Below are 24,609 nucleotides of genomic sequence, written 5' to 3' on the forward strand. Positions count from 1 at the left end.
GAATGAGGTCCGCTCACAGCGTGAGGTTGGCGCCGCTGTCGGCATCGAACACATGGCACTGGTCCATCAGGAAGGCGAACTCGTGCGGCTCGCCGCGCGCCAGCCCGCCTAGAGCGCCCAGGCGGTCGGCGCTGATGCGGCACGCAAAGGGCACGTCGCCAAGGTCGAAGTGCACGAACACCTCGCTGCCCATGTGCTCCTGGAAGCGCAGCCGGCCGGTCACCACCTGGCCCTCCCCGCCCGCAGCGTGGCGCGAGGCAATGTGCTCGGGCCGGATGCCCAGGCGCACCGGCGTACCGACCCGGGCCCGCAGCCGCGCCGCCTTGTGCTCCGGCAGGGCCAGGCAGATACCGCCCACCTCGACGCCCAGCCCGGCGCCCTGCTGCACCACCCGGGCATCGCGGATGTTCATCTCGGGCGAGCCGATGAAGCCGGCGACGAAGGCATTGGCCGGCCGGTCATAGAGCGCGGTCGGCGTATCGACCTGCTGGATGGTGCCGTCCTTGAGCACGCAGATGCGCTCGCCCATCGTCATCGCCTCGACCTGGTCGTGCGTGACATAGACGACCGTGGAGGGCTGGCCGCGCTCCTTCAGCCGGCGGTGAAGCTCGGTGATGCGCACTCGCATCGAGGCGCGCAGCTTGGCGTCGAGGTTGGACAGCGGCTCGTCGAACAGGAACACCTCCGGCCGCTTGACGATGGCGCGGCCCACCGCCACCCGCTGCGCCTGGCCGCCCGAGAGCTGCTTGGGATAGCGGTCGAGCAGGTGCTCGATCTCCAGTGTGCGGGCCGCCTGCTCGACCCGCTGCGTCAGCTCCTGCTTGCCGACCCCGGCCAGCTTCAGGCCGAAGCCCAGGTTGTCGCGCACCTTCATGTGGGGATAGAGCGCGTAGTTCTGGAACACCATGGCGATGCCGCGCTGCTTGGGCGGCAGGTTGTTGACCACTGCGCCGCCGATGTGCAGCTCGCCGCCGCTGATCGATTCGAGCCCGGCGATCATGCGCAGCACGGTGCTCTTGGCGCAGCCCGAGGGGCCGACGAAGACGATGAACTCGCCGTCCCGGATGTCCAGGTCGATGCCGTGCACCGCCTTGAAGCCGTTGGGATAGACCTTCTCGAGGCGCTTGAGGGAAACATGGGCCATCGCTGTACCTCTGTGTGTTGTCAGCCTTTGATGCCACTGCTGGTGGCACCTTCGATGAAGTGGCGCTGGGCCATGAAGAAGATGAGGACCGATGGCAGCAGGGCCACCACCGAGATGGCGATGACGCTCGCCCACTCGACCTCCTCGGTGGCCCCGATGCTCATCTTCAGCGCCAGGGAGACGGGGTAGTTCTCGACCGAGGACAGGTAGATCAGCGGCCCCATGAAGTCGTTCATGGTCCAGATGAACTGGAACACCACCACCGAAATGATGGCCGGCTTCAGCAGTGGCACCAGGATGTGCCACAGCAGCTGCAGCGCGTTGCAGCCGTCGATCAGCGCCGCCTCCTCCATGTCGCGCGGGATGCCGCGCAGGAACTGCACCAGCAGGAAGACGAAGAAGGTGTCGGTGGCGAAGGCCGACGGCACGATCAGCGGCAGGTAGGTATCGAGCCAGCCGAACTCCTTGAACATCAGGTACTGCGGCACGCGCAGGATGATGTGGGGCAGCATCATCGAGGCCACCATCACGCCGAACAGCACCTTCTTGCCCCAGAAGTCGAAGCGCGCGAAGGCATAGGCCACCAGCACGCAGGAGACCACCGTCACCGCGATGCGCGGGATGATGATCGCGAAGGAGTTGAGGAAGTAGGTCGCGAAGGTGTACTCGGTGCTGGTCTTCCAGCCCTTGGCATAGGCCTGCAGGCTGAAATGGCTGGGCCAGAAGCCGATCTCGGTGAAGATTTCGGCGTTGCTCTTGAACGAGGCGCCCACCAGCCAAATAAGCGGGTAGAGCATCAGCAACCCCACCGCGATCAGGATGGTATAGCGCACCACCGCGCTCAACTGTTCACGCCGCCGCGTGCGACGCGACTCCACGTCGGACACCGGCAGTCGCTCTTGCAGGACGGCGCTCATCGTGCCTTCTCCTTCTCACCCGAATAGAACACCCAGTACTTGGAAGACCAGAAGGCCACCAGGCTGAGCGACACCACCAGGAAGAACATCACCCACGACAGCGCGCTGCCGTAGCCCAGGTTGAAGAAGCGGAAGCTCTGGTCGTAGATGTAGAGCGACAGCAGGTAGGTGGAGTGCAGCGGCCCGCCTTCGGTCACCATGTAGGGGCCGTTGAACTCCTGGAAGGCGTGCACCGTCTGCATCACCAGGTTGAAGAAGATGACCGGCGTGATCAGCGGCACGGTGATCTTGAAGAACATCTGGAACTTCGTGGCACCGTCGATGGCGGCCGCCTCGTACAGCGAGGTCGGCACGTTCTGCAGTGCGGCCAGGAAGATGACCATGGCCGAGCCGAATTGCCACACGTTGAGCAGCACGATCGTCCACAAGGCATAGTCCTCGTCAGCCAGCCAGGCGATCGGCTCCATGCCGAGCTTCATCAGCACGATGTTGATGAGGCCGTTGCGGGAGAACAGGTAGCGCCACAGCACCGATACTGCGATGGAGCCGCCCAGGATGGACGGCAGGTAGTAGGCCGAGCGGAAAAAATCGATGCCCCGCAGGCGGAAGTTCAGTACCTGCGCGATCATCAGCGCGAAAGCCAGCCGCAGCGGCACGGTCAGCGCGACGAACATCAGCGTGACGCCCAGCGACTTGCGGAACAGCGGGTCTTCGCTTAGCTCACGGTAGTTTTCCAGGCCGATGTATTCGGGCGGGCTGATGATGTCGTAGTGAGTGAAGCTCAATGCGAACGACATCACGAAGGGGAAGAGCTTGAACAGCAGCACCCCGAGAAAGAACGGCAACACGAACATGAAGCCGAGCTTCTTGTTCTCGTACATGACGTACTCCTTTCATCGCAGCTGCGGCAGGGCAGCCGGATCACGCATGCGACGTCCGTCGGACGGCACGCACGGCGCGTGGGTCGTCACGAAGCGTCTCCTGTTGTGCCGGCTCTGCGTCGCGGGGGTCAGCCCCGGGCAGCCGGTCTCTATGGTGTTCAGCGGCGTCAGGCCGCCGGTGTGCGCCTGCTGGGCGCGGGCGCTCAGCGCGCCAGCCAGCCGCCGTCGACGGCGACGGTGTAGCCGTTGATGTAGTCCGAGGCGCGGGAGGCGAGGAACACCACCGGGCCGGCCAGATCGTCCGGCGTGCCCCAGCGGCCGGCCGGGATGCGCTCGAGGATGGCCTGGCTGCGGTTTTCGTCAGCGCGCAGCTGGGCGGTGTTGTTGGTGGCCATGTAGCCCGGGGCGATGGCATTCACGTTGATGCGATGCTGTGCCCACTCGCAGGCCATCAGGCGGGTGATGCCCATCACACCGCTCTTGGACGCGGTGTAGGACGGCACCCGGATGCCGCCCTGGAAGCTCAGCATCGATGCGACGTTGATGATCTTGCCCGGGCGGCCCTGCGCGACGTACTGCCGCGCCACCGCCTGCGAGAAGAAGAACACCGTCTTCAGGTTGATGTTCATCACGTCGTCCCAGTCCTTCTCGGAGAACTTGAGCGCGTCTTCACGACGGATGATGCCGGCGTTGTTGACCAGGATGTCCACGCCGCCGAAGACCTCGGTGGCCTCGGCCACGATGTCGGGGATACCGCGGATCTCGCCCAGGTTGGCGCGCACATCGTGAAAACGCCGGCCCATGCCGCGGATCTGCGCGATGGTGTCCTTGGGTTCACTGATGTTCACGCCGACCACGTCGGCGCCGGCCTGCGCGAGGGCGCGGGCCATCCCCTGGCCCAGGCCGGTGTCGCAGCCGGTGATGATGGCGACCTTGCCTTCCAGGTCGAAGCTGTTCAAAACCATGGTGTCTCTTGGTGAGAGGAAGGAAGCGCGGCGCCGAGGCACCGCGCGGCGAAGCCCACTACATCAGGTCCTTCATCGCGACATGGTCCATGTCGGGGAAGACCTGGTTCTCGCCGACCATGCCCCAGATGAAGGTGTAGGCCTGGGTGCCGACGCCGGAGTGGATGGACCAGCTCGGGCTGATCACTGCCTGCTCGTTGCGCACCACCACATGGCGGGTTTCCTGCGGCTCGCCCAGCAGGTGGAAGACGGCCGCGTCCTCCGCCATGCCGAAGTAGAAGTACACCTCCATGCGGCGCTCGTGGCGGTGGCAAGGCATGGTGTTCCAGAGGCTGCCCTCCTCCAGCTGCGTCATGCCCATCACCAGCTGGCAGGACTCGACCACGCCCGGCACGATGAACTTGTAGATGGTGCGGCGGTTGCTCGTGCGGGCCTCGCCGAGGGTCTGCGGCGAGGCTTGCTCCAGGGTGATCTTCTTGTGCGGGTAGGCCGTGTGGGCCGGCGCGCTGTTGAAGTAGAGCTTGGCCGGCTGCGCCTCGTTGCGGCTGAGGAACTCGACCTCGCGCGCGCCCTTGCCGATGTAGAGCGCTTCCTGCGCTGCCACATCGAAGGTCTGCCCGTCGACCTTCACCACCGCGTCGCCGCCGATGTTGATCAGGCCAAGCTCGCGCCGCTCCAGGAAGTAGTCGGTGCCGGTGTGGCGGCCCAGCTCGGGCGAGAACACCAGCGGCCCGGTGGTCGGCTGGATGCCGCCGACGATGATGCGGTCGATGTGGCTGTAGGTGAGCGTGATCTCGCCGGGCCGGAAGATGGCCTCCACCATGAACTGCTTGCGCAGGCCGGCCGTGTCGAGCTGGCGCGCATGTTCGCTGTGGATGGCTTGTCGGATTTCCATGAAGGCTCCTGATGCGGTGGTCTCCTCGGCTGGCCCGTGGGCCGCCGCTCGAATGGAAGTCATTCTAAACATGGATTCCAAAAAAATGAACCGGCGTTCCACAAAAAGAATTCGCTTCTATAATGAACCGAAACAACCCCTCCTTCACGACAGGAAGCGACATGAGCCCCTACTTCATTGACAAGGACACCCCCTGGACGCCGGTGGAGCCGGGCATCACGCGCAAGATCGTGGGGCACACGCCGGAGCTGCTGGCCGCCGTCGTCAAGTTCGAGCAAGGGGCGATCGGCAGTCCGCATCACCACGAGGTGCATGACCAAATCGCCTATGTGCTGGCCGGCGCCTTCGAATGCGAAGTGAATGGCGAGAAGCGGGTGCTGCGGGCCGGTGACGCCTTCGTCGCAGCCAAGCACGTTCGTCACGGTGTGGTGGCCCTGGAGCCGGGCAGCCTGCTGCTCGACCTGTTCTCGCCGCGGCGCGACGACTTCGTCGCCTGAAGCCGGCGCCCTCCTCGCGCCAGCGCCCTCACTGCCGAATGTGTGGCCAGCGGCCTGCTGCCGCCCGGCCCTTCATCTGCCGCCTGCTGCGGCCCTCCCCTTTGTGTTTTTCAACAGCCACACCGCCGGGGCATCGACGGCGAGGTGGGCTGCCTGCCGGACGCGTAGCCGGCACACGAGACGATGCCGATACAAACGAGACGGAGACAAACCCAATGAGAACCCTTCCGCTGGCCCTCGGGCCCGCCCTCTTTGCCGCCGCCTGCGGCCTGGCCTGGGGGCAGTCGAGCGTGACGATCTATGGCCGCGTGGACCTCGGCCTCAAGTACGGCCCGCAGGACCTGACGAAGTCGGACGACAGGATCTGGGCGGTGGATGACAGCTCCACGGCCCGGCTGGGCTTCCGAGGGGTGGAAGACCTGGGTGGGGGACTGAGCGCCTTCTTTCAGCTGGAGCACCGCTTCAAGGCAGACACCGGCAATGTGGATGGCACCGTCTTCTGGAAGGACAAGGCCTGGGTCGGCCTTGCCAGCCGCAGCTGGGGCTCGCTGCAGCTGGGCCGCATGAGTTCACCGCAGGACAACCTGGGCGTGAACGGCCGCTTCGAGGCCTATGGCGGCGACTCGTATGCCTCGATGGGCACGCGCGGAGCGGCCTCAGCGGCGAAATGGGACAACGCCATCTACTACACCACGCCCAACCTGGCCGGCATCACCGTCGGGCTGGCCGGCGCCCTGGGTGAAGGGGGTCGCAAACATGCCGCCGGCTTCCACCTCGACTATGCCGGCGGCCCGCTGGTCGCAGCGCTCACCTACCAAGTGGAGCAGGACAGCTTCAGCTCGGTGGTGGGCAACGGCATCAAGACCTGGACGCTGGGCACCACCTATGACTTCGGCCCATTCAAGCTGCTGGGCACCTACGCGCGCAGCGCTGACGTGAACACCGCGGACTCCGGCAAGCGGGTGGTCTACACGCTCGGCACGCGGGTGCCGGCGGGCCCCGGCGAATTCCGGGCGTCGTGGCGCGCGGTGCGCGACGACCAGCTCAAAGGCCGGGGCGACTTCTCGTCCGACCGTGACAGCCGGCGGCTGGGCCTGGGCTACCAGTACCCCTTCAGCAAGCGCACCAGTGCCAATTTCTCGCTGCTGGCCCATGAGAAGGTGAAGGTGCAGAACGCCAATGGCAGCGAGAAGAGCCACTTCAGCGGCCGCGGCGTGGAGCTGGCCCTGAGGCATAACTTCTGACGCGCCTGACCGCCACGCGGGCCGGCCGGCAGGCAGGCAGGGCGCCGTCCCTGCCTGCCGGCAGGAGGCAGCGGAGCGCCCTCAGTGGGTGGCGCTGCGTCTTTCCACCGCCTGCTTCAACCAGGGCTGCAACTCGTCCGGATTGGCCGGCTTGGTGCAGTGATGGTCGAAGCCGGCATCGCGGGCGCGCTGCAGGTCATCGGACTGGCTCCAGCCGGTCAGTGCGATCAGCAGCATCCGGCCGCCCCAGGAGGCGGCGCGGATGCGCCGCGCAACTTCATAGCCGTTGAGCCGCGGCATGCCAATGTCGAGCACCGCCGCATCGGGCTGGAAAGACTCTGCCATCTGCAAGGCCTCCTCCCCGCCCCGGGCGGTGCGGACCTCGTGGCCATCCAGGGACAGCAGCACGGCCAGGCTTTCGGCCGCATCGACATTGTCGTCGGCGATCAGCACCTTGCATGGGGAGGGATGGCCCGATGCCGGCGCGCCTTCGGCTGGGTTCATGAGCAGATTCGCTGGGTTCGACATAGGGAAGATTCTATGCAGCCTGCGCGCCTTGGCGAGCAGAGAGTCTCTTATGGTCACCAACGACCCCGGCGGGGCCTCCTGGACTACACACAATAGGTCGGCCATCGCCGACCGTCTCAGGCCGGCTGCTGCGAGGCCGCCTCACCCCGGCCGACCGCCCGCAGCAGCGCCGCACGCGCCAGCAGACGAGTGGAATCGAGCGTCGGCAAGGGCGAGTTGCCATCGTTCATGATCAATGGGATTTCGGTGCACCCCAGCACGACGGCATCGCAGCCCGCCGCTTGCAGCCGGCCAATCACAGCCTGGAAGCAGCTCACCGCCTCTGGGCGAAAAATGCCCGGGACCAGCTCGTTCATGATGATGCGGTCGATCGCCTCGCGGTCTTCAGCGTCGGGGCGCACCCAGTCCAGGCCATGTTGTGCCAGCTGCTCCGGATAGACGTCCCCCTCCACCAGCAAGCGCGTGCCAGTGAGGCCCAGCCGCCGAAAGCCGCGCGCCGCCGCCTCTGCGGCGACGACCTTCGCAATGTGCAGCCAGGGCCGTGGTGAACGCGCTTGCAGCAGCGGCAGCGCCTGATGGATCGTGTTGTCGGGACAGATCAGGAAATCAGCCCCCGCCCGCGCCAACTTCTCGGCCGACGCGAGCATCAGATCGGCAACGCCTTGCCAGTCATCCCTTGCCAGGCAGGCGACGTAGTCGGCCAAGGATGGCGTGTGCAGGGACACTTCCGGATGGGCGTAGGGCCCGAGGAGATCCGCCCCTTCGGCGCAAAGGGTGCGATAGCAGAGCGCTGCGCCTTCGGCGGAGCAACCAACGATACCGATGTGCTGGGGCATGGGTTCCTTGATGCGAAGCGGTGCGACTCACCGCGGTCGACCAAGGATAGCCGCACCGTCGACGGCGGGCGCACGAGTGCCATTGCAGCCGCCCTCGCATGCCATGGAACGCCCGGGGCATCGGCGCCGCAGCCGCGGTCTCCGGTGCCGCATGCCGGCAGCACGGCCATCACCAGCTCGATCGAGCTCCCTGCCAGCGGGCTGGCACTTGTAGGAGGGGCATGCCGTCATGGAGGTGCCACTGCGCGGCGGCATATCGAGCAGGCAGCCCGCGGACGAGGGAGCCGGGCAGTGGGCGCGGGTCCGGTGACGCTTCCCCCTGCATGCGCACACGGATCAGCCGTCAAGGAACAAGCGGCAGGTCGTCCATGCCGAACGCCAGGGAAGAGCGGGCGCAGCCGGCGGTAGCGCATGGCGCGCCAGCGTCGTTGTCACGGTGCCTGAACGGCAGCACCCTCGCACCGGGACGAGTGAGAGCCCCTGTTCCTCCCTGCCCCGCGTTGGCAAGCGCGACAAGAGCGGCAAGCCCTCTTGCGCTGCGGAGCAGCAGAGGCTTCGTGTCGTGCGCTTCATGCCCGAAGGCGAGTGATGGACCGGTCCACGGTGAAGCTGCTCGCGAGAGCGCTGCTTGTATTGATCGGCACGCGAAAATGCGTGAGCTCGTCGCAGCCTTCGCGACGGGCGGGGGGCGATACCACCTCCTGCCTTCTCCTTCTCCGAGTCGATCACCGATCATGTCGAACAAGGCCATCGCCATCTCCGCGGCGTTTGCCGCAGGCGCCGCACTCTGCGTGGCCACCTTCGTCACCGCGTCGAACCTGCTCGAGTCGTACGGCAGCGGTCCGCCCTACTACGGTCGGACCGCCAACATGGACAAGTGGGAGAGTCCGGTCCCCTTCCTGCTGGCGTTCGATGCAGTGGCGCTGCTTGTCGCCACGGTGCTCGGAGCGTTCGCAAAGAGCCGGCTGAAGGGCTGTGCCCGTCGATAGGCGGTTCGTCACGGCTTCACCGTCGGCCGAATACGCGACCACGGAAGGCCGGTTCTTCCGGTCCGGGCGAGCTTCGAGCCGAGCAGCTGGGGCGCAGTGCCCTTGGCAGGCGTGCTGCCGGTTGCCCACCACGCGCGGGATCGCGAAGCGCGACGTCGACGAGGGACACGGCTTCATGTCCAGCATGAGTACCGCCGGTTCAAACGATGGACGAGAAAGAACACCGGCGCCGAGGAGAAACAGTTCAGCTTCGCCGACCTGGCGACTTCCACGTCACGGTGCACAAGCCGCCATGCGGCGCCCTGCCCGTCCCTCGGGCTGGCCCAACGGTGACAGCCGGGCTCTGCACTTGGGCTCCCAGCAAGGTCATCCATGCCAGAGGGCCCATGGATTTCCCTCGGAGGGAAATCAAAGCCAAAAGAAAAGAGGCCCTCACGCGGAGGGCCTCTTGAATCTTGGGGTGGCTGATGGGACTCGAACCCACGACAACAGGAATCACAATCCTGGACTCTACCAACTGAGCTACAGCCACCAGAGAAGCTGAGATTATAGACACATCTCAGCGATCTTGTGCAACTTATTCATTCATTCAGCGACGGCGCCCGGTGCGCCGCCACCTTGCTCCCTCACGGAGCGGAGGTCTCCTGCTTCGGAGCGTAGGTGATCTTGGTCTTGAAGCGATTCTTCAGCGCTTCGTAATAGGCCTCGCTCTCGGCAGCGGCCCAGGCCTGGGCGTACTGCTGCGGCAGTTGATCGGCACCCGGCGTCTCGGCACGTCCGGCCACCGCATTGATGCGCACCACCGCCCACCCCTGCTGGTTCCCCAGGTCCACGCTGGTCCAGGCCGGCAGCTTGTCGGCCTTGGCCTTCAGCGCGGCCTCGACCAGCTGGCGGCTCTGCTGATTGGGCAGCACGCGCGACACATTGAGCGGCGCACCCAGCGCCGCACTGTCCGGTGCCTTCTGCCAAGCCGCCAGCTTGGCCTCGGCATCCTTGCGTGCCAGTTCAGCCGCCTGGCGGGCCACCACCCGCTCTTGCACCTTCTGCTTCACTTCCTCGAACGGCAAGGTGCGGGCCGGCACATGCTCGATGATCCGCGCCGCGGCCAACTGCTGCGGCGCCACCTCGACTGCATCGGTGTTGCGCTTGCTGCGCAGCGACTCTGCGTCGAACAAGGCCGCCAGCAGTTTCGGGTTGGACAGCGGGCCTTCCGCACCAGGCTGCGGCGTGCGGGTGACGTTGTCGGCGGTCTGCAGGGTCAGCTTGAGCTGGTCGGCCACCGGCTTGAGGCTGTCGGCCTGCTCGTAGACGATGTCGTTGAACTTCTGCGCAGCCTCGTCATAACGCTGGCGAGCCAGCTGCCCGCGCACTTCGGCCTCGATGGCCGGGCGCACCGCTTCAAAGGCTTGCGTCTGGCCGCCACGAACATCGGTGAGCCGGATGATGTGGTAGCCGAACTCGGTCTCCACCAGCGGGCTGATCTCGCCCTTCTTCATCGCGAACACGGTGTCGTTGAAGGGCTTCACCATGGCGCCCGGCCCGAAGAACTCCAGGTCACCGCCGTTGACGGCCGAGCCGGTGTCTTCCGAGTTCTTCTTCGCCACGTCGGCAAAGGTATCGGGCTGGGCCTTCACCTGCGCCAGCAACTGCTCGGCCTTGGCCTTGGCAGCAGCACGCTGTTCCGGGCTGGCGCCTTCCGGCACCTTCACCAGGATGTGGCTGGCACGCCGCTCCTCGGGCGTACCGTAGCGCTTGATGTTCTCGTCGTAGTATTTGCGCAGGTCGGCTTCCTGCAGCGTCACGTCCTTCTTCAGCGACTCCAGGTCGAGCACCACGTATTCCACCTTGGCCCGCTCGGGAGACTGGAATTGCGTGGCGTTGGCCGGGTCCTTGTAGTAGGCCTGCAAGTCGGCATCGGTGGGCTTGGCCTGGGCAAGGTAGTCCTTGGCCTCGAAGCGGGCGACCTGGATCTCACGCTGCTGCATGAAGGCGTCGAGTGCGGCGTCGGACACCGCCTTGGACGCCATGGCGCTCTCGGAGACGCCCTGCATCACCTGCCGCAGCGAGTAGTTCTGCCGCAGGCTTTCGACAAAGGCCTGCGGGTTCATGCCCTGCGCCTGCAGCAGTTCCTTGTTGAGGCTGTTGTCCGGCTTGCGCACCTGGCTCAGTTGCGGGTCCTGCGCGAACAGCCGCAGCAGTCGGTCGTCGGTGGTGATCAGGTGCTGCTTCTCGGCGGCTGCGGCGATCACGCGTTCGCGCACCATTTGCTCCAGCGTGTTGCGGCGCATCTGCGGCGTGTCGAGCAGGGCCGCGTCGATGCCGGGCATCTGCGCCTGGGCCTGCTGCACCTGGCGACGGTGCACCGCATCGAGTTCGGCAGCCGAGATCTCGTGCCCGGCCACCTTGGCAACGCTCTCGCCGCCTTCACGGAACTGCGTGTAGCCCTGGACGCCGAAGAAGACGAAGGAGGGAATGATCAGCAACAGCAGCACGAAGAACAGGACGCGCGTGTTGTCGCGAACGAAATCAAACATCGAACGAACCTCGACTTTCAGTCGGTGGTGAACCGCGCCGCAGCGCGGAGCCAATACCAGAGCCTCGCCATGCTCGGCTCGCACGGCACTCGATGGCACCGCGCCGCCAGATGCAAAAAAGGCGAACCACCGAGGTTCGCCTTCATCATGTGGCCATCGCTGGCGTCGCGGACGCTGTGACGGTTGGCGCAGTGGCCGGAACTCTTCCGGCGATCCCGGCGTGACAGCCAGTGATTCTAACCAACTGCACCACAACTTCCGTGCGGTGCTTTGCGTCCTTGCGTTTCCCGGTGGTGGGTGCTGAGGGGTTCGAACCCCCGACCTACGCCTTGTAAGGGCGCCGCTCTACCAACTGAGCTAAGCACCCCGAGAAAAGAGCGTTAGTTTAATGCGTCTTTGAGCGCCTTGCCCGGGCGAAACTTCGGAACCTTGGCTGCCTTGATCTTGATGGCGGCACCGGTGCGCGGATTGCGACCGCTGCGTGCTGCACGCTTGCCGACCGCAAACGTGCCGAAGCCCACCAGAGAGACCGTCCCGCCTTTTTTCAGCGTGGTTTTCACGCCGCCGATCATGGCTTCCAGGGCGCGCGTGGCCGCTGCCTTGGAAATGTCGGCCTGCTTGGCGATGTGCTCGATCAGCTCGGTCTTGTTCACGAAGTACCCCCTCTCAAAGGTGTCTCAGATGGATCTCGGCGCTGCCGGTTGAATGCGCTTTGCAAGAGGCCGCGCGCCCGTTTGTCGTCTACTGCGCGACCAATTACAGCCACCGCCCTACTCAGTGTCAAGCGCGGTTGCGGATTCTATGTCCAATCGCGGCGCTTCATCAGTGAAGCATCCTGCGTGCATCCACGCTTGACAATGGGCCGCCAGGCCGCCTCCCGCCTCGGTTCACGCCAGGGCCTGGACGACAGCCTTTCCCACATCGGCGGTGCTTGCGCAGCCGCCCAGATCAGGGGTGCGAGGGCCCCCGTTCGCGGGATCGAGCACGGTCTCGATGGCATGCAAGACGGCATCGTGAGCCTCGCGGTGGCCGAGGAAATCCAGCATCAGCGCACCCGACCAGATCTGCCCCACCGGGTTGGCAATGCCGCGGCCCGCGATGTCGGGGGCGGAGCCGTGCACCGGCTCGAACAGCGAGGGGAACCGTCGGTCGGGATTGAGATTGGCCGAGGGCGCGATGCCGATGGTGCCGGTGCATGCCGGGCCGAGGTCGCTCAGGATGTCGCCAAACAGGTTGCTGGCCACCACCACGTCGAAGTGCTCGGGCCGCTGGACGAAATGTGCAGTGAGGATGTCAATGTGGAACTTGTCGACCTTGACGTCCGCATAGCCCCGCGCCATGGCTTCGACGCGCTCGTCCCAGTAGGGCATGGTGATCGAAATGCCATTGGACTTGGTGGCCGAGGTCAGGTGCTTGGCCGGCCGCGACTGTGCCAGCTCGAAGGCGAACTTCAACACCCGGTCGATGCCGGTGCGGGTCATCACCGTGTCCTGGATCACCACCTCGCGCTCGGTGCCCTCGAACATGCGGCCACCGATGCTGGAGTACTCGCCCTCGGTGTTCTCCCGCACGATCATCATGTCGATCTCACCGGCCTGCCGCGGCGAGCCGTCGCGCCGCACCAGCGGCGAGCGCACGCCAGGCATCAGGCGCGCGGGGCGCAGGTTGACGTACTGGTCGAACTCGCGCCGGAACTTCAGCAGTGACCCCCACAGCGAGACATGGTCGGGGATTTTCTCCGGCCAGCCCACCGCACCGAAGAAGATCGCGTCATGCCCGCCGATGCGCTCCTTCCAGTCCTCCGGCAGCATGCGACCGTGGCGCTCGTAGTAGCTCCAGCTGGAGAAATCGAACTCATCGACCTCCAGCCCGATGCCGAACCGGCGCGCCACGGCATCGAGCACACGCAGGCCCTCGGGCATCACTTCCTGCCCGATGCCGTCGCCGGCGATCGCGGCGATACGGAACTTGCGTTGGCTCACCATCATTTCACTCCTTAAAGAACTCGTACATTTCTTCAAGCAACGCGGCGGGCGCCTCCTCCGCGATGTAGTGTCCGCAGTCGAGCGCCTGGCCGCTCACCTGGGGCGCACGCTCCCGCCACAGCGCCAGGACGTCGAAGCAGCGGGCCACCACGCCGTGGCGGCCCCACAGGACCCGCACGGGCTGGCTCAGCTGCCGGCCTTCAGCAAGGTCCAGGCGGTCATGCACCAGGTCGATGCCGGCCGCGGCGCGATAGTCTTCGCAGATCGACGTGGCGCTGCCCGGCACTGCCAGGCAGCGTTCGTACTCGGCCAACGCAAGCGGGTCGAACACGGCCAGGCCGCCATGCCGGCGGCCCATCACGGCATGCAGGTAGAAAACCGGGTCCTGCTCGATCAGGCGCTCCGGCAGCGGAGCCGGCTGGATCAGGAAGAACCAGTGCCAGTAGGCCCTCGCGAACTCCGCGGTGGTGGCCTCGTACATCGCGAGCGTTGGCGCGATGTCGAGCAGCATCAGCCGGCGCACCTGGGCGGGGGCATCCATGGCGAGGCGGTGCGCGACCCGTGCGCCGCGGTCATGCGCGCAAACGTCATAGCGGCCGATGCCGAGCAACTGCATGGCCGTTGCGATCTCGGCCGCCATGCGGCGCTTGCTGTGCTGCACATGTTCTGCACCGGCCGGCGGGCGCCATGAGTCGCCATAGCCAGGCAGGTCGATCAGCACCACGGTATGGCGCTGCGCCAGCGTGCCGGCGACGCGGTGCCACATCACATGCGTCTGGGGATGGCCGTGCAACAGGAGCAGCGCCGGCCCCTGCCCGCCCACCCGCACATGCAGGCGGCCCGAGCCGGTGTCGATCAACTGCGAGGAATAGCCGGTGAACATGGCGCCCATTGTCCAAATGCCCACCGCGAGGACAAGCAATAATCCGCCAATCGTCTCTTTCCTGGCAGGAATGAATCGGATCGATCGCCCCGACCTTGAACTGGTGCTGCAAGTGGCCGCCCAGGGCAGCCTGGCAGGCGCCGCCCGGCAACTCGAACTGGAGCCGCCCGCCGTCAGCAAGCGACTGGCGGCGCTGGAGGCGCGGCTGGGTGTGCGCCTGTTCCACCGAACCACGCGCCGGCTGGCACTCAGCGAGGAGGGTGAGCTGTTCTGCCAGCAAGCGCGCCCGCTGCTCGACGGCCTGCAGCAGCTGGAAGATCGCCTGCAGGAGCGCCACAAGGAAGCACGCGGCACGCTACGCCTGGCCTCGTCGTTCGGCTTCGGACGCACCTGGCTGGCACCGGCCCTGAGCGCCTTCCAGCAACGCCATCCCCAGGTAGAGCTGCAGCTCCACCTGACAGAACAGCTGCCCGACCTGACCACCGGCGGGCTGGATGCCGCCGTCTGGCTGTGGGCGCCACAGGACGCCTCTGCCGTGACGCGCAAGCTGGCCGCGAACCGGCGCGTGCTGGTGGCCGCACCTGGCTACCTGGCCCGCCGCGGCAGCCCGGCCACGCCGGCGGACCTGCAACAACACGACTGCCTGGTGGTGCGCGAGCACAGCGGCAGTCCCACGCATTGGCGGCTGTCCGCGGTGGAACGGCGCCGTGACGGGCGGCCGGTGACGGTGCGGGTGCACGGCCCGCTGTCGAGTAACAGCGGCGAGGTGGTGCGCGACTGGTGCCTGGCCGGCCACGGCATCATGTTGCGCTCGCTGTGGGACGTGCACGAAGCGCTGGAGCAGGGCCGCCTGGTGCACCTGCTGCCGGGCTACGCAATGCTGGATGCGGACGTGCACTGGATCGCACCGCAGCGCGCGCAGGGCCAGGCGGCACCACTGCGGCTTCGGCTACTGCAGGACCACCTGGCGAAGTGGTTCGCCGCCCCGCCCTGGCTGCAGCCCGGCTCAGGCCGCCCGCGCTGAAGCCGGCTTGACCACCAGCCACACGCCCACTGCCGTCAAGGCCATGCCCGCCAAGGCCATCCAGCCCAGGGTTTCGCCGAACAGCAGCCAGGCCATCACCGCGGTGCAGGGCGGTACCAGGTAGAGCAGGCTGGTCACGCTGGTGGCGGCGCCGCGCTGGATCAGCAGGTACAGCAAGGAACTGCCGCCGAGCGTCAGGCCGCAGACCGACCAGGCCATGGCGCCGACGAAATGCGGGTGCAGCACGATGGACTCGCGCTCCAGCCAGGCCAGCGGCGCCGACACGAGCAAGGCCGCGAGCAACTGCACCGTCATGGCGGTGCGCACGTCGCAGGGCTGCACATGGCGCTTCTGGTAGAGCGTGCCCGCGGTCATGGACAGCAGCGCGAACAGGGCCAGCCCGAGGTTGAGCGCATTCAGCTCGCCCTGCCCGAGCTTGCGCCCGACCACCAAGGCGAGCCCGGCGAAGCCGAGTGCCAGGCCCAGCCATTGCCGGCTGCTGGCCCGCCCCTGGCCGTCGCCACGGGAGGCCAGCCACAGGGCGGTCAGAACTGGCTGCAGGCCGACGATCAGCGCAATCGTGCCGGCGCCCATGCCAGCCTTCACAGCGGCCCACACGCCGCCCAGGTAGCCCGCCTGCATCAGCGCGCCGGTGACTGCCAGGTGCCCCCATTGGCTCGGGCTTCGCGGCCAGGGCGCGCGAGCCAGCAGCACCCAGGGCAGGAAGCAGGCGATGGAGAAGGCATAGCGCAAGGCCAGGAAGCCGAGTGGCGGCGCGTAGGGCATGCCGTAGCGCGCAACGATGAAGCCCGTGCTCCAGACGAGCACGAACACCCACGGCATGGCGCGCAGCAGCGCGCGTTGGCGGTCCTGCGTCACGGTCAGCGGCTGGTCTTGGAGCGGATCTCGGGCAGGGCCTTCTGCAGGTAGTAGACCATGGACCAGATGGTGAGCACGGCCGCGATGTAGATCAGGCCGGTGCCCCAGATGTGCGTGTCGATGACGCCGAACACCGGGCCGTCGTAGAGCAGGAAGGGGATCGCAATCATCTGGGTCATGGTCTTGGCCTTGCCCAGCATGTGCACGGCCACGCTCTTGAGTGCGCCGATCTGCGCCATCCACTCGCGCAGGGCGGAGATCGCAATCTCGCGGCCGATGATGACCAGGGCCACCAGGGCGTTGACCCGGTCCAGCTCGACCAGGATCAGCAGCGAGGCGCAAACGAGGAACTTGTCGGCCACCGGGTCGAGGAAGGCGCCGAAGGACGAGGTCTGGTTCAGGCGGCGGGCCAGCCAGCCGTCGGCCCAGTCGGTGAGGGCGAAGACGACGAACATCACGGTCGCCGCCAGGTTGCGCACCGGGCCGTCGAAGGGAAGGTAAAAGACCCCCACGATCAGTGGGATGGCGACGATGCGCGCCCAGGTCAAGAGCGTGGGGAGATTGAAGAACATGCGCAGGATTGTGGCTCAAGTCGTGTGACACCGGCCATGGGGGCCGCCCCACCCCGTCGCGCAAGGCCTTGAAGCAGGCCCGCGCCCTGGCGCGCAAGCGCGGCAGGGGCCCCACCCGGCCCGGCACGGGCGGCGCCGGCCCCGCTGCGGCCGCAGCGCGTGCCGGGCGGGGCTGAGCCGGCTCGCGCCGGCTTGTCGAGCTGCATCGCCTGCCCGCCACCCGGCGCCCTGGGGCGCGCCTGTTCCCGCCGCCGCGGCGGCCCGGCCTGCCTCAATCCAGCGAACGCGGCTTGAACTTGCGGTCGTCGCGGAACAGGAAGGTCTCCGGGAAGCGCCACGGCTTGGGCAAGCGCGACACATCACCGAACGGCGCGGCGCGGCGCACGGCGTCGATGGCGAGCTGGGTGGTGTCGGGCGCCTGCCCAGGGCGGCGCAGCACGTTGATGCGGCGGATGCTGCCGTCGGCATGGAGGTCGATCTCTAGCACCGGAATGGCGAGCAGGATGTCGGGCGGGGTATCGAGGTACACGCTGCCGGCGTTGGCCTGCGCAATGCGCTGCCCGGCACGCAGGCGGTACTGCTCCCAGTTGCGCGCGGGCGCCTCGGCCTGGCCGGGCGGCGGGCTGCCCGGGGTGGGCAGCTGCGGCCGCGGCAGCTGTTGTGCACATCCGAACAATCCGGCCGCCGTGGCGGCCAGCAGGCCCAGCAGCAGCCCGCCGGCGGCGACGCCGCGCTGACGCTTGTTTTCCGACCTCATGTCACCCTCGCTCTCTCTGGTGGTTCGCCGTGCTCAATGCAGGGCGCGGTAAATTTCCTCGGCCAGGTCGCGCGAGATGCCTTCCACCGACAGCAGGTCCTCGACGCTGGCGTTGCTCACGCCGCGCAGGCCGCCGAAGCGCTGCAGCAGCTTGGCCCGCTTCTTGGGGCCGACGCCGGCAATGTCCTCCAGCCGCGAGCCGCCGGTGCGCACCGAGGCGCGCCGCGCCCGCATGCCGGTGATGGCGAAGCGGTGGGCCTCGTCGCGGATCTGTGCCACCAGCATCAGCGCCGCCGAGTCCTTGCCGAGGTAGACCTTGTCCCGGCCATCGGCAAACACCAGTTCTTCCAGGCCGACCTTGCGGCCCTCGCCTTTCTCGACGCCGACGATCAGCCCCAGGTCCAGCCCGAGCTCCTCGAACACCTCGCGCGCCATGGCGACCTGGCCGCGGCCGCCGTCCACCAGCACCAGGTCGGGCAGCCGGGCCTCGCCCTTCTCGGCGGCCTCGGCCAGCTTGGCATAGCGGCGGGTGAGGACCTGGCGCATGGCTGCATAGTCGTCGCCGCCGACCACACCCTCGATGTTGAAGCGCCGGTATTGGGAGGACTGCATCTTGTGCCCCTCGAAGACCACGCAGGATGCCTGCGTCGCCTCGCCGGCGGTATGGCTGACGTCGAAACACTCGATGCGGAAGGTATCGAGGTTCTCGGGCGAGAGGTCCAGCGCTTCCACCAGCGCTCGGGTGCGGGCCTGCTGCGACCCCTCCTCGGCCAGCAGGCGCGCCAGCGCCAGCTCGGCGCCCTTGATGGCCATGTCGAGCCAGGCCCGGCGCTGCTCGCGGGGTTGGTGCTGGGCGGTCACCTTCATGCCGGCCTGGCCGGAGAGCGCGTCCACCAGCGCCTTGTCCACCGCATGGCTGAGCACCAGCAGGGGCGGCACGCCACCGTTCAGGTAATGCTGGGCGATGAAGGCCTCCAGCACCTGCACCTCCACCGGCGGACGCTCCTCGCCACCCCCCTCGTCGGCTGCTTCGGCGCTGACCGCGGTGGCGTCCTCCACATGGGCCGGGAAGTACGGCCGGTCACCCAGGTGGCGGCCACCGCGCACCATGGCGAGGTTGACGCAGGCCCGGCCGCCCTGCACGCGCACCGCGAGCACGTCGGCATCCTTGTCGCTGCCGGTATCCACCGCCTGCTGGTGCAGCACGCGCGACAGCGCTCCCAGCTGGTTGCGGATCTCGGCCGCCTTCTCGAACTCCAGGCGCTCGGCATGGCCCATCATCTGCGACTGCAGGGTGTCCATCAGCTCCTGTTGCTCGCCTTGCAGGAAGCGCTGCGCATGCGCCACGTCGCGGGCATAGTCCTCGGCCGACACATGGCCCACGCAGGGGCCGCTGCAGCGCTTGATCTGGTACAGCAGGCAGGGCCGCGTGCGGTTGTTGAACACGGTGTCCTCGCAGGTGCGCAGCCGGAACACCTTCTGCAGCAGCTGGATCGATTCCTTCACTGCCCAGGCGCTCGGGTAAGGCCCGAAGTAGGCGTGCTTGCGGTCCACCGCACCGCGGTAGTAGGCCATGCGCGGGAATTCGTGCGAGGCGATCTTCAGGTAGGGATAGCTCTTGTCATCGCGGAACAGGATGTTGAAGCGCGGATTGAGCGTCTTGATGAGGTTGTTCTCGAGCAGCAGGGCCTCGGCCTCGGAGCGGACCACGGTGGTCTGCATCCGGGCGATCTTGGAGATCATGTGGCCGATGCGGGTGCCGCCGTGGTTCTTCTGGAAGTAGCTGGAGACGCGCTTCTTGAGATTGCGGGCCTTGCCCACGTACAGCACATGGTCCTCGGCATCGAAATAGCGGTAGACGCCCGGCAGCGCCGGCAAGGCGGCCACCTCGGCCAGCAGCTTCTCGCGCACCGGGTCGACCGGTTCAGGAACGGTTTCGGCGGTTTCGGTCATGCCGAAATTGTGCCAAGCGGCCGGGCCGCTGTCCCGCGCTGGCGAACGGCTTCGATCTTCAATAAATAATCGGCCCATGCAATGGGATTTGTTTTGCCGGGTGATCGACAACTTCGGCGACATCGGTGTGTGCTGGCGCCTCGCGGCCGACCTGGCCGCGCGGGGCCACCAAGTGCGCCTGTGGACCGACGATGCCAGCGCGCTGGCCTGGATGGCGCCGGCCGGCGCCGCCGGTGTGGAGCTGCGCGCGTGGACGGACGCCGGCCACCACGGCGAGGCGGGCGACGTGGTGGTGGAAGCCTTCGGCTGCGAGCTGCCACCGCCTTTCGTGGCCGCCATGGCCCGCCGCTCGCCGGCGCCGGCCTGGATCAACCTGGAATACCTGAGCGCCGAGGGCTACGTGGAACGCTCGCACGGGCTGCGTTCGCCGCAGTTCGCCGGCCCCGGGGCGGGCCTGGTGAAGCGGTTCTACTACCCTGGCTTCACTGCCCGCACCGGCGGCCTCCTGCGCGAGCCCGGCCTGCTCGAGCAACAGGCCGGCTTCGACGGCCGCGCCTGGCTGCAGCGGATGGGCGTGGCGCCCCAGGCCGGGGAGACGGTGCACAGCCTGTTCTGCTACCGCAACCCCGCCCTGCCCGCCCTGCTGGCCCAGCTCGGCGCACGGCCGAACCTGCTGCTCGTCACGCCCGGCCTGGCGACGGCGCAGGTGGCCGAGCAGCTCGGCCTCACGCCGGAGCCCGGGCGCCTGGCAACGTGCGGGCGACTGCGGGTGGCGTGGCTGCCGGCGCTGCCACAGCCCGAATTCGACCGGCTGCTGTGGGCCTGCGACCTCAACTGGGTGCGCGGCGAAGACTCGGCCGTGCGCGCGATGTGGGCCGGCCGGCCCTTCGTCTGGCAGCTGTATCCGCAGGACGATGGCGCCCACCTGGCGAAGGCCGAGGCCTTCCTGGACCGGCTGCTGCCGGCCGCCGCGCCTCCGCTGGCCGCCGGGGTGCGGGCCTGGTGGCGGGGCTGGAACGGGGCCGCCGCACTGCCCGGCGCCTGGCCCGCGTTGGCCGAATGGCAGGCGCTCGCACTGGGCTGGCGTGAAGCCTTGCTCGCGCAGGCCGATCTTTCTTCACAGCTGATCGGATTTGTCTCCCGGGCAGAGTAAAATGCCCGGCTTTGCGCGCGTCCCCGGGACCTCGAGCAGATATCGGCTCGGGGCGGCAGATGGCCTGTACAGGGACAGCAGATCACCGATCGGCTCAGGAAGCTTCGAGCCCCACTGCCGGCGGGTCGGCCCCGGTGCCGGCTGCGAAGCACCACCGGCCGGGCCTTGTATCGATCCATGCGCGCCCCCATCTGCCCTCAATCTTTCGACCGACCCCAAAAGGGACTGATATGAAAATCGCACAGGAAATTCGCGCCGGCAACGTGATCATGCAGGGCAAGGACCCGATGGTCGTGCTCAAGACCGAATACAGCCGCGGTGGCCGCAATGCAGCGACCGTGCGCATGAAACTCAAGAGCCTGCTGAACAACTCGGGCACCGAAGTCGTCTTCAAGGCCGACGACAAGATGGACCAGATCGTGCTGGACAAGAAGGAGTGCACCTACTCCTACTTCGCCGATCCGATGTACGTCTTCATGGACACCGAGTACAACCAGTTCGAGGTCGAGGCCGAGAACATGGGCGACGCGATCAGCTACCTGGAAGACGGCATGCCGGTGGAAGTCGTGTTCTACGACGGCAAGGCCATCTCGGTGGAACTGCCGACCTCGCTGGTGCGTGAAGTCACCTGGACCGAGCCGGCCGTCAAGGGCGACACCTCGGGCAAGGTGCTGAAGCCGGCCAAGATCTCCACCGGGTTCGAAATCCAGGTGCCGATCTTCGTGGCCCAGGGCGACAAGATCGAAATCGACACCCGGACCCACGAGTACCGCAAGCGCGTCTGAACGACGCCGCGCATCGATGAAGGGCACCACGGGTGCCCTTTGTCTTTTCTGCCCCGCCAACGCCGATCCCCTGCCCCCCGATGAAGACCGAAGCGCTGCGCCCTGCCCGGATCGACTTCGACGACGCCGGCATTCCGTGCGCGCCGGAATTCGGCGATGTCTACCACAGCAGTGCCGGCGCGCTGGCCCAGGCCCGGCATGTCTTCCTGGGCGGCAACGGCCTGCCGGGCCGCTGGCGGCAGCGCCGGCATTTCGTGGTGCTGGAAACCGGCTTCGGGCTGGGCAACAACTTCCTGGCTACTTGGCAGGCATGGCGCGAGGACGCCGGGCGCTGCGAGCGGCTGACCTTCGTGTCCATTGAGAAGCACCCGCTGGGGGCCACCGACCTGGCCCGCGTTCATGCGGCCCACGAGTTGCCGGCACTCGCGACGCAGCTGGTGGCGCACTGGCCGCCCGCCACCCCCAACCTGCACTGCCTGTCCTTCGAGGGCGGCCGGGTGACGTTGCTGCTGGCCTTCGGCGACGCGGCTGCCGTGCTGCCCGAACTCTCCGCCGAGGTGGACGCGTTTTTCCTCGACGGCTTCGCCCCCGCCAAGAATCCGCAGATGTGGGAGCCGCGCATCTTCAAGCAGCTGGGCCGGCTCGCCGCGCCGGCGGCCACCGCGGCCACCTGGAGCGCCGCACGCCGAGTGCGCGACGGCCTGTCGGAAGCCGGCTTCCGGGTCGAGGCGGCAGCCGGCTTCGGCGGCAAGCGCGACATGACGGTGGCCCGCCACGAGCCGCGCTTCCGGCCACCGCGACCGGTGGCCTGGCAGGCCGCGCCCGACGGCCCGGCGGACGCCGTGATCGTCGGCGGCGGCCTGGCCGGCTGCGCCGCCGCCGCCGCGCTGGCCCAACGAGGCTGGCATTGCACCGTGCTCGACCGCCATGCCAGGCCGGCGCAGGAGGCGTCCGGCAACCTGGGCGGCCTGTACCACGGCATCGTCAACCCGCATGACGGCGCCCACGCCCGCTTCAATCGCGCCGCGGCGCTGCACCTGCAGCGGGCCTTGCCGCTGCTGCGACAGCACCACACCATCGCCGGCCAGGCAGAAGGCCTGCTGCGGCTGGCTCCCGGCGCCAGCGTCGAGGCCATGCAGGCCCTGCTGGCAACTCAGGGCCTGCCGCCCGACTACCTCCAGGCACTGGACGCCCATGCCGCCGCCGCGCTGTGTGGGCTGCCGCTGGCCTCGCCCGCCTGGTACTACCCCGGTGGTGGCTGGCTGCGGCCTGCCGACCTGAGCATGGCCCTGCTGAAGCATGAGCAGCTGCACTGGCAGGGCGGTTGCATCGCAAACGCGCTGCGCGAAACCGGGCAGGGCTGGGAGGTGCTGGACCACAGCGGCTGCTTGCTGGCCCGGGCCGCGGTGGTGGTGCTGGCCAATTCGGTCGATGCGGCGCGGCTGCTGGCTCCCCGGCACTGGCCCCTCACCGCGGTGCGTGGCCAGACCACCGTGCTGCCGGCCGGCTTGCCGGGACTGCGCCCGCCGCGCCTGCCGGTGGCCGGCGCCGGCTACGTGCTGCCGGCGCACGAGGGCCGCGTGCTGTGCGGCGCCACCACCCACAGCGGTGATTTCGACCCGCAGCTCAGGCCGGCCGACCAGGCGCACAACCTGGCCCAGCTGGCACGGCTCAGCGGGTCCCTGCCCGACACCGCCGGCCAGCCGCTCGAAGGCCGGGTGGGCTGGCGCTGCGTGAGCGACGACCGCCTGCCAGTGATCGGCCCGGCGGCCGACGAAAGCGCCCTCGACCAAGCCGGCCTGCGGCTGGACCATGCGCGCTTCGTGCCACGCCGCCGGGGCCTCTACCTCTACACCGGGCTGGCATCTCGCGGCATCACTTGGTCGCTGCTCGGCGCCGAGCTGCTGGCGAGCTGGATGAGCGGCGATCCCTGCCCGGTGGAGTCCGACTTGCGCGATGCGCTGGACGCGGCCCGTTTCGTCAGCCGCGCCGCCCGGCGGCGCCCGGCTCAGTGAGAGGGGGATCGCTGCGCGGCCGCCTGCAGGTCGCGGCGGATACGGCCCACCTGTGATGACAGCGCGGCCACCTGGGCGCCAGCGGCCCAGAACAGCAGGCCGGCGCCCGCCAGCGTCCCGGCCGCGCCGAACAGCAGCGGCATGGCCGCGCTCGATGCGTTGATGGCCATCATGCGCAGGCCCAGCGCCTGGCCGTGGCTCTGGGCCGGCGTGACCTGGTGCAGCGCCGACATGATCATCGGCTGCACCGAGCCGAGCGCTGCACCCAGCAGCACCGAGCACAGCCCCATGCTCCACGCCCCGACGGTGAAGGGGTAGGCGATGAAGAGCAGCGCGGTCGCCAGCATCGCGCCGAGCAGCACCTGCCACTCCTGCAACCGGTCGGCAAGCAAGGGGATCAGCAGCCGCACGCCGGTGGTCGCGACCGAGAAGATGCCGAGGATCGTGCCGATCGCCGAGGCACTCAAGCCGCGCTCATGCCCCAGCACAGGCACCAGGAAGGTATGCACGTCCCAGCAGGTGGACAGGCTCCAGTTCACCAGCAACAGCCGCACCAGCGGCCCATGCCGCAGCAGCGCCAGGGTGGAGCTGCGCTGGACCTGGGAGGCCGTTGCCGCCGGTCGCTCACGCGGCACCCGGCGCGCCCACAGCAGCGTGGCCAGCGGCAAGGCGGCCAGGAAGGCGAAGGCGGCACGCCAGCCCCAGATGTCGATGAGCAGCCCCGCCACGAAGGGACCGATGAAGTTGGACACGGCCGGCGCCAGCGCCAGCCAGCTGAAGATGCGCTTCAGCTCGGTGCCATCGCGGGCGCTGCGGCCCGCGGTGCGCTGGATGGCGACCAGCGCGAACGAGGCGCCGCCGCCGGTGGCAAGCGCGGCCAGGCACAGGACCGGATAGGTCGGCCACAGCAAGGCCAGCAGCGCCCCGGCGAAGGCCAGCGTCACGCCGATCGCGACCGGCCGGTGGTAGCCATGGCGATCCGCCATGCGCCCCGCCGCCAGCGAGAGCAGCACCGGCGCCGCCGCGAACAAGGCCATCAGCACCCCGACGGCCCATGGCGTGTGCCCCTGCTGCAGCGCCAGCAGGGGAGCGGCCAGGCGGGTGCCGGTCATGCAGGCATGCACGCACACCTGGCCCGCGATCACCGCGCGCAGCGCCGGCGGCATGCCCGAC

At 67.9% G+C, this 24,609-nt stretch carries 23 protein-coding genes and 2 tRNA genes; 7 read left to right on the forward strand and 18 right to left on the reverse strand.

Annotation, left to right across the window (positions count from 1 at the left end; genetic code table 11):
* Window positions 1-13: 13 nt before the first annotated feature.
* The 5 genes from N7L95_RS05285 to kduI all read right to left on the reverse strand — a co-directional run bounded on the left by N7L95_RS05285 (window position 14) and on the right by kduI (window position 4,802).
* Window positions 14-1,144 carry an ABC transporter ATP-binding protein gene (locus N7L95_RS05285; protein WP_301258774.1) on the reverse strand — a complete coding sequence of 377 codons (1,131 nt, stop codon included), beginning with the start codon at window positions 1,142-1,144 and terminating at the stop codon, window positions 14-16.
* Between the two features lie 20 nt (window positions 1,145-1,164).
* The gene (locus tag N7L95_RS05290) at window positions 1,165-2,061 is read right to left on the reverse strand and encodes a carbohydrate ABC transporter permease (RefSeq protein ID WP_301258775.1); all 897 of its coding nucleotides are present in this window, start codon (window positions 2,059-2,061) and stop codon (window positions 1,165-1,167) included.
* The gene (locus N7L95_RS05295) at window positions 2,058-2,942 is read right to left on the reverse strand and encodes a carbohydrate ABC transporter permease (protein ID WP_301258776.1); all 885 of its coding nucleotides are present in this window, start codon (window positions 2,940-2,942) and stop codon (window positions 2,058-2,060) included. Before N7L95_RS05295 ends, N7L95_RS05290 begins: the two co-directional genes overlap by 4 nt.
* 203 nt (window positions 2,943-3,145) lie before the next feature.
* Window positions 3,146-3,907 (reverse strand): 2-dehydro-3-deoxy-D-gluconate 5-dehydrogenase KduD, encoded by a 762-nt coding sequence (gene kduD, locus N7L95_RS05300; protein ID WP_301258777.1) that lies wholly within the window; start codon window positions 3,905-3,907, stop codon window positions 3,146-3,148.
* A 58-nt stretch (window positions 3,908-3,965) separates the two neighbouring features.
* Window positions 3,966-4,802 (reverse strand): 5-dehydro-4-deoxy-D-glucuronate isomerase, encoded by an 837-nt coding sequence (gene kduI / locus N7L95_RS05305; RefSeq protein ID WP_301258778.1) that lies wholly within the window; start codon window positions 4,800-4,802, stop codon window positions 3,966-3,968.
* A 161-nt stretch (window positions 4,803-4,963) separates the two neighbouring features.
* Between kduI and N7L95_RS05310 the strand changes: the two genes are divergently transcribed.
* Window positions 4,964-5,299, forward strand: a complete 336-nt coding sequence (locus tag N7L95_RS05310; protein WP_301258779.1) for a cupin domain-containing protein — start codon at window positions 4,964-4,966, stop codon at window positions 5,297-5,299.
* A gap of 215 nt (window positions 5,300-5,514) precedes the next feature.
* Window positions 5,515-6,543, forward strand: a complete 1,029-nt coding sequence (locus tag N7L95_RS05315) for a porin (protein WP_301258780.1) — start codon at window positions 5,515-5,517, stop codon at window positions 6,541-6,543.
* Between the two features lie 81 nt (window positions 6,544-6,624).
* On the opposite strand, the gene N7L95_RS05320 is transcribed toward N7L95_RS05315, so the two are convergent.
* On the reverse strand, window positions 6,625-7,047 hold the full coding sequence (locus N7L95_RS05320) for a response regulator (protein WP_301258781.1): 423 nt from the start codon (window positions 7,045-7,047) through the stop codon (window positions 6,625-6,627).
* Between the two features lie 140 nt (window positions 7,048-7,187).
* A complete protein-coding gene (locus N7L95_RS05325; protein ID WP_301258782.1) occupies window positions 7,188-7,907 on the reverse strand; it encodes an aspartate/glutamate racemase family protein in 720 nt (239 codons plus the stop codon).
* A 734-nt stretch (window positions 7,908-8,641) separates the two neighbouring features.
* Between N7L95_RS05325 and N7L95_RS05330 the strand changes: the two genes are divergently transcribed.
* Window positions 8,642-8,896 carry a hypothetical protein gene (locus N7L95_RS05330; RefSeq protein ID WP_301258783.1) on the forward strand — a complete coding sequence of 85 codons (255 nt, stop codon included), beginning with the start codon at window positions 8,642-8,644 and terminating at the stop codon, window positions 8,894-8,896.
* A 456-nt stretch (window positions 8,897-9,352) separates the two neighbouring features.
* Here the strand turns inward: N7L95_RS05330 and N7L95_RS05335 are convergent.
* The 6 genes from N7L95_RS05335 to N7L95_RS05360 form a co-directional block, all read right to left on the reverse strand.
* Window positions 9,353-9,428, reverse strand: a tRNA-His gene (locus N7L95_RS05335).
* Between the two features lie 94 nt (window positions 9,429-9,522).
* Complete coding sequence (locus N7L95_RS05340; protein WP_301258784.1) at window positions 9,523-11,430, reverse strand: SurA N-terminal domain-containing protein; 1,908 nt, start codon at window positions 11,428-11,430, stop codon at window positions 9,523-9,525.
* A gap of 291 nt (window positions 11,431-11,721) precedes the next feature.
* Window positions 11,722-11,797 (reverse strand) — tRNA-Val (locus N7L95_RS05345).
* A gap of 13 nt (window positions 11,798-11,810) precedes the next feature.
* Window positions 11,811-12,083: an HU family DNA-binding protein gene (locus N7L95_RS05350; protein WP_301258785.1), complete on the reverse strand. Its 273-nt coding sequence runs from the start codon at window positions 12,081-12,083 to the stop codon at window positions 11,811-11,813.
* Between the two features lie 234 nt (window positions 12,084-12,317).
* A complete protein-coding gene (locus N7L95_RS05355; RefSeq protein WP_301258786.1) occupies window positions 12,318-13,418 on the reverse strand; it encodes a tartrate dehydrogenase in 1,101 nt (366 codons plus the stop codon).
* Between the two features lies 1 nt (window position 13,419).
* On the reverse strand, window positions 13,420-14,298 hold the full coding sequence (locus N7L95_RS05360; protein WP_301258787.1) for an alpha/beta fold hydrolase: 879 nt from the start codon (window positions 14,296-14,298) through the stop codon (window positions 13,420-13,422).
* A 70-nt stretch (window positions 14,299-14,368) separates the two neighbouring features.
* On the opposite strand from N7L95_RS05360, the gene N7L95_RS05365 reads away from it, so the two are divergent.
* The gene (locus N7L95_RS05365) at window positions 14,369-15,322 is read left to right on the forward strand and encodes a LysR family transcriptional regulator (protein ID WP_301258788.1); all 954 of its coding nucleotides are present in this window, start codon (window positions 14,369-14,371) and stop codon (window positions 15,320-15,322) included.
* Here N7L95_RS05365 and N7L95_RS05370 read toward each other — a convergent pair.
* From N7L95_RS05370 to uvrC, 4 genes are all read right to left on the reverse strand, one after another.
* Window positions 15,305-16,165, reverse strand: a complete 861-nt coding sequence (locus N7L95_RS05370; protein WP_301260076.1) for a DMT family transporter — start codon at window positions 16,163-16,165, stop codon at window positions 15,305-15,307. The genes N7L95_RS05365 and N7L95_RS05370 overlap by 18 nt on opposite strands.
* Window positions 16,166-16,203: 38 nt before the next feature.
* A complete protein-coding gene (gene pgsA / locus N7L95_RS05375; protein WP_301258789.1) occupies window positions 16,204-16,773 on the reverse strand; it encodes a CDP-diacylglycerol--glycerol-3-phosphate 3-phosphatidyltransferase in 570 nt (189 codons plus the stop codon).
* Window positions 16,774-17,044: 271 nt separating this feature from the next.
* On the reverse strand, window positions 17,045-17,530 hold the full coding sequence (locus N7L95_RS05380; RefSeq protein ID WP_301258790.1) for a hypothetical protein: 486 nt from the start codon (window positions 17,528-17,530) through the stop codon (window positions 17,045-17,047).
* Window positions 17,531-17,563: 33 nt separating this feature from the next.
* Window positions 17,564-19,483 (reverse strand): excinuclease ABC subunit UvrC, encoded by a 1,920-nt coding sequence (uvrC, locus tag N7L95_RS05385; RefSeq protein ID WP_301258791.1) that lies wholly within the window; start codon window positions 19,481-19,483, stop codon window positions 17,564-17,566.
* Between the two features lie 76 nt (window positions 19,484-19,559).
* Here uvrC and earP point away from each other — a divergent pair, with 76 nt between their 5' ends.
* From earP to mnmC, 3 genes are all read left to right on the forward strand, one after another.
* Window positions 19,560-20,636, forward strand: coding sequence for an elongation factor P maturation arginine rhamnosyltransferase EarP (earP, locus tag N7L95_RS05390; protein ID WP_301258792.1), 1,077 nt, complete (start codon window positions 19,560-19,562; stop codon window positions 20,634-20,636).
* Between the two features lie 230 nt (window positions 20,637-20,866).
* Entirely contained in the window at window positions 20,867-21,421 is a 555-nt protein-coding gene (gene efp / locus N7L95_RS05395; protein ID WP_301258793.1) for an elongation factor P, read from the forward strand.
* An 80-nt stretch (window positions 21,422-21,501) separates the two neighbouring features.
* Window positions 21,502-23,436: a bifunctional tRNA (5-methylaminomethyl-2-thiouridine)(34)-methyltransferase MnmC2/FAD-dependent 5-carboxymethylaminomethyl-2-thiouridine(34) oxidoreductase MnmC1 gene (gene mnmC / locus N7L95_RS05400; RefSeq protein ID WP_301258794.1), complete on the forward strand. Its 1,935-nt coding sequence runs from the start codon at window positions 21,502-21,504 to the stop codon at window positions 23,434-23,436.
* On the opposite strand, the gene N7L95_RS05405 is transcribed toward mnmC, so the two are convergent.
* Window positions 23,430-24,602 (reverse strand): MFS transporter, encoded by a 1,173-nt coding sequence (locus N7L95_RS05405; protein WP_301258795.1) that lies wholly within the window; start codon window positions 24,600-24,602, stop codon window positions 23,430-23,432. The genes mnmC and N7L95_RS05405 overlap by 7 nt on opposite strands.
* Window positions 24,603-24,609: the final 7 nt, after the last annotated feature.

It is taken from the genome of Eleftheria terrae (assembly GCF_030419005.1).
GTDB lineage: Bacteria > Pseudomonadota > Gammaproteobacteria > Burkholderiales > Burkholderiaceae_C > Caldimonas > Caldimonas terrae.

Coding starts and splice junctions, on each gene's coding strand:
- N7L95_RS05285 (WP_301258774.1), bottom strand. CDS start 1,144: ATGGCCCATGTTTCCCTCAAGCGCCTCGAGAAGGTCTATCCCAACGGC.
- N7L95_RS05290 (WP_301258775.1), bottom strand. CDS start 2,061: ATGAGCGCCGTCCTGCAAGAGCGACTGCCGGTGTCCGACGTGGAGTCG.
- N7L95_RS05295 (WP_301258776.1), bottom strand. CDS start 2,942: ATGTACGAGAACAAGAAGCTCGGCTTCATGTTCGTGTTGCCGTTCTTT.
- kduD (WP_301258777.1), bottom strand. CDS start 3,907: ATGGTTTTGAACAGCTTCGACCTGGAAGGCAAGGTCGCCATCATCACC.
- kduI (WP_301258778.1), bottom strand. CDS start 4,802: ATGGAAATCCGACAAGCCATCCACAGCGAACATGCGCGCCAGCTCGAC.
- N7L95_RS05310 (WP_301258779.1), top strand. CDS start 4,964: ATGAGCCCCTACTTCATTGACAAGGACACCCCCTGGACGCCGGTGGAG.
- N7L95_RS05315 (WP_301258780.1), top strand. CDS start 5,515: ATGAGAACCCTTCCGCTGGCCCTCGGGCCCGCCCTCTTTGCCGCCGCC.
- N7L95_RS05320 (WP_301258781.1), bottom strand. CDS start 7,047: ATGAACCCAGCCGAAGGCGCGCCGGCATCGGGCCATCCCTCCCCATGC.
- N7L95_RS05325 (WP_301258782.1), bottom strand. CDS start 7,907: ATGCCCCAGCACATCGGTATCGTTGGTTGCTCCGCCGAAGGCGCAGCG.
- N7L95_RS05330 (WP_301258783.1), top strand. CDS start 8,642: ATGTCGAACAAGGCCATCGCCATCTCCGCGGCGTTTGCCGCAGGCGCC.
- N7L95_RS05340 (WP_301258784.1), bottom strand. CDS start 11,430: ATGTTTGATTTCGTTCGCGACAACACGCGCGTCCTGTTCTTCGTGCTG.
- N7L95_RS05355 (WP_301258786.1), bottom strand. CDS start 13,418: ATGATGGTGAGCCAACGCAAGTTCCGTATCGCCGCGATCGCCGGCGAC.
- N7L95_RS05360 (WP_301258787.1), bottom strand. CDS start 14,298: ATGTTCACCGGCTATTCCTCGCAGTTGATCGACACCGGCTCGGGCCGC.
- N7L95_RS05365 (WP_301258788.1), top strand. CDS start 14,369: ATGAATCGGATCGATCGCCCCGACCTTGAACTGGTGCTGCAAGTGGCC.
- N7L95_RS05370 (WP_301260076.1), bottom strand. CDS start 16,165: ATGCCGTGGGTGTTCGTGCTCGTCTGGAGCACGGGCTTCATCGTTGCG.
- pgsA (WP_301258789.1), bottom strand. CDS start 16,773: ATGTTCTTCAATCTCCCCACGCTCTTGACCTGGGCGCGCATCGTCGCC.
- N7L95_RS05380 (WP_301258790.1), bottom strand. CDS start 17,530: ATGAGGTCGGAAAACAAGCGTCAGCGCGGCGTCGCCGCCGGCGGGCTG.
- uvrC (WP_301258791.1), bottom strand. CDS start 19,483: ATGACCGAAACCGCCGAAACCGTTCCTGAACCGGTCGACCCGGTGCGC.
- earP (WP_301258792.1), top strand. CDS start 19,560: ATGCAATGGGATTTGTTTTGCCGGGTGATCGACAACTTCGGCGACATC.
- efp (WP_301258793.1), top strand. CDS start 20,867: ATGAAAATCGCACAGGAAATTCGCGCCGGCAACGTGATCATGCAGGGC.
- mnmC (WP_301258794.1), top strand. CDS start 21,502: ATGAAGACCGAAGCGCTGCGCCCTGCCCGGATCGACTTCGACGACGCC.
- N7L95_RS05405 (WP_301258795.1), bottom strand. CDS start 24,602: ATGCCGCCGGCGCTGCGCGCGGTGATCGCGGGCCAGGTGTGCGTGCAT.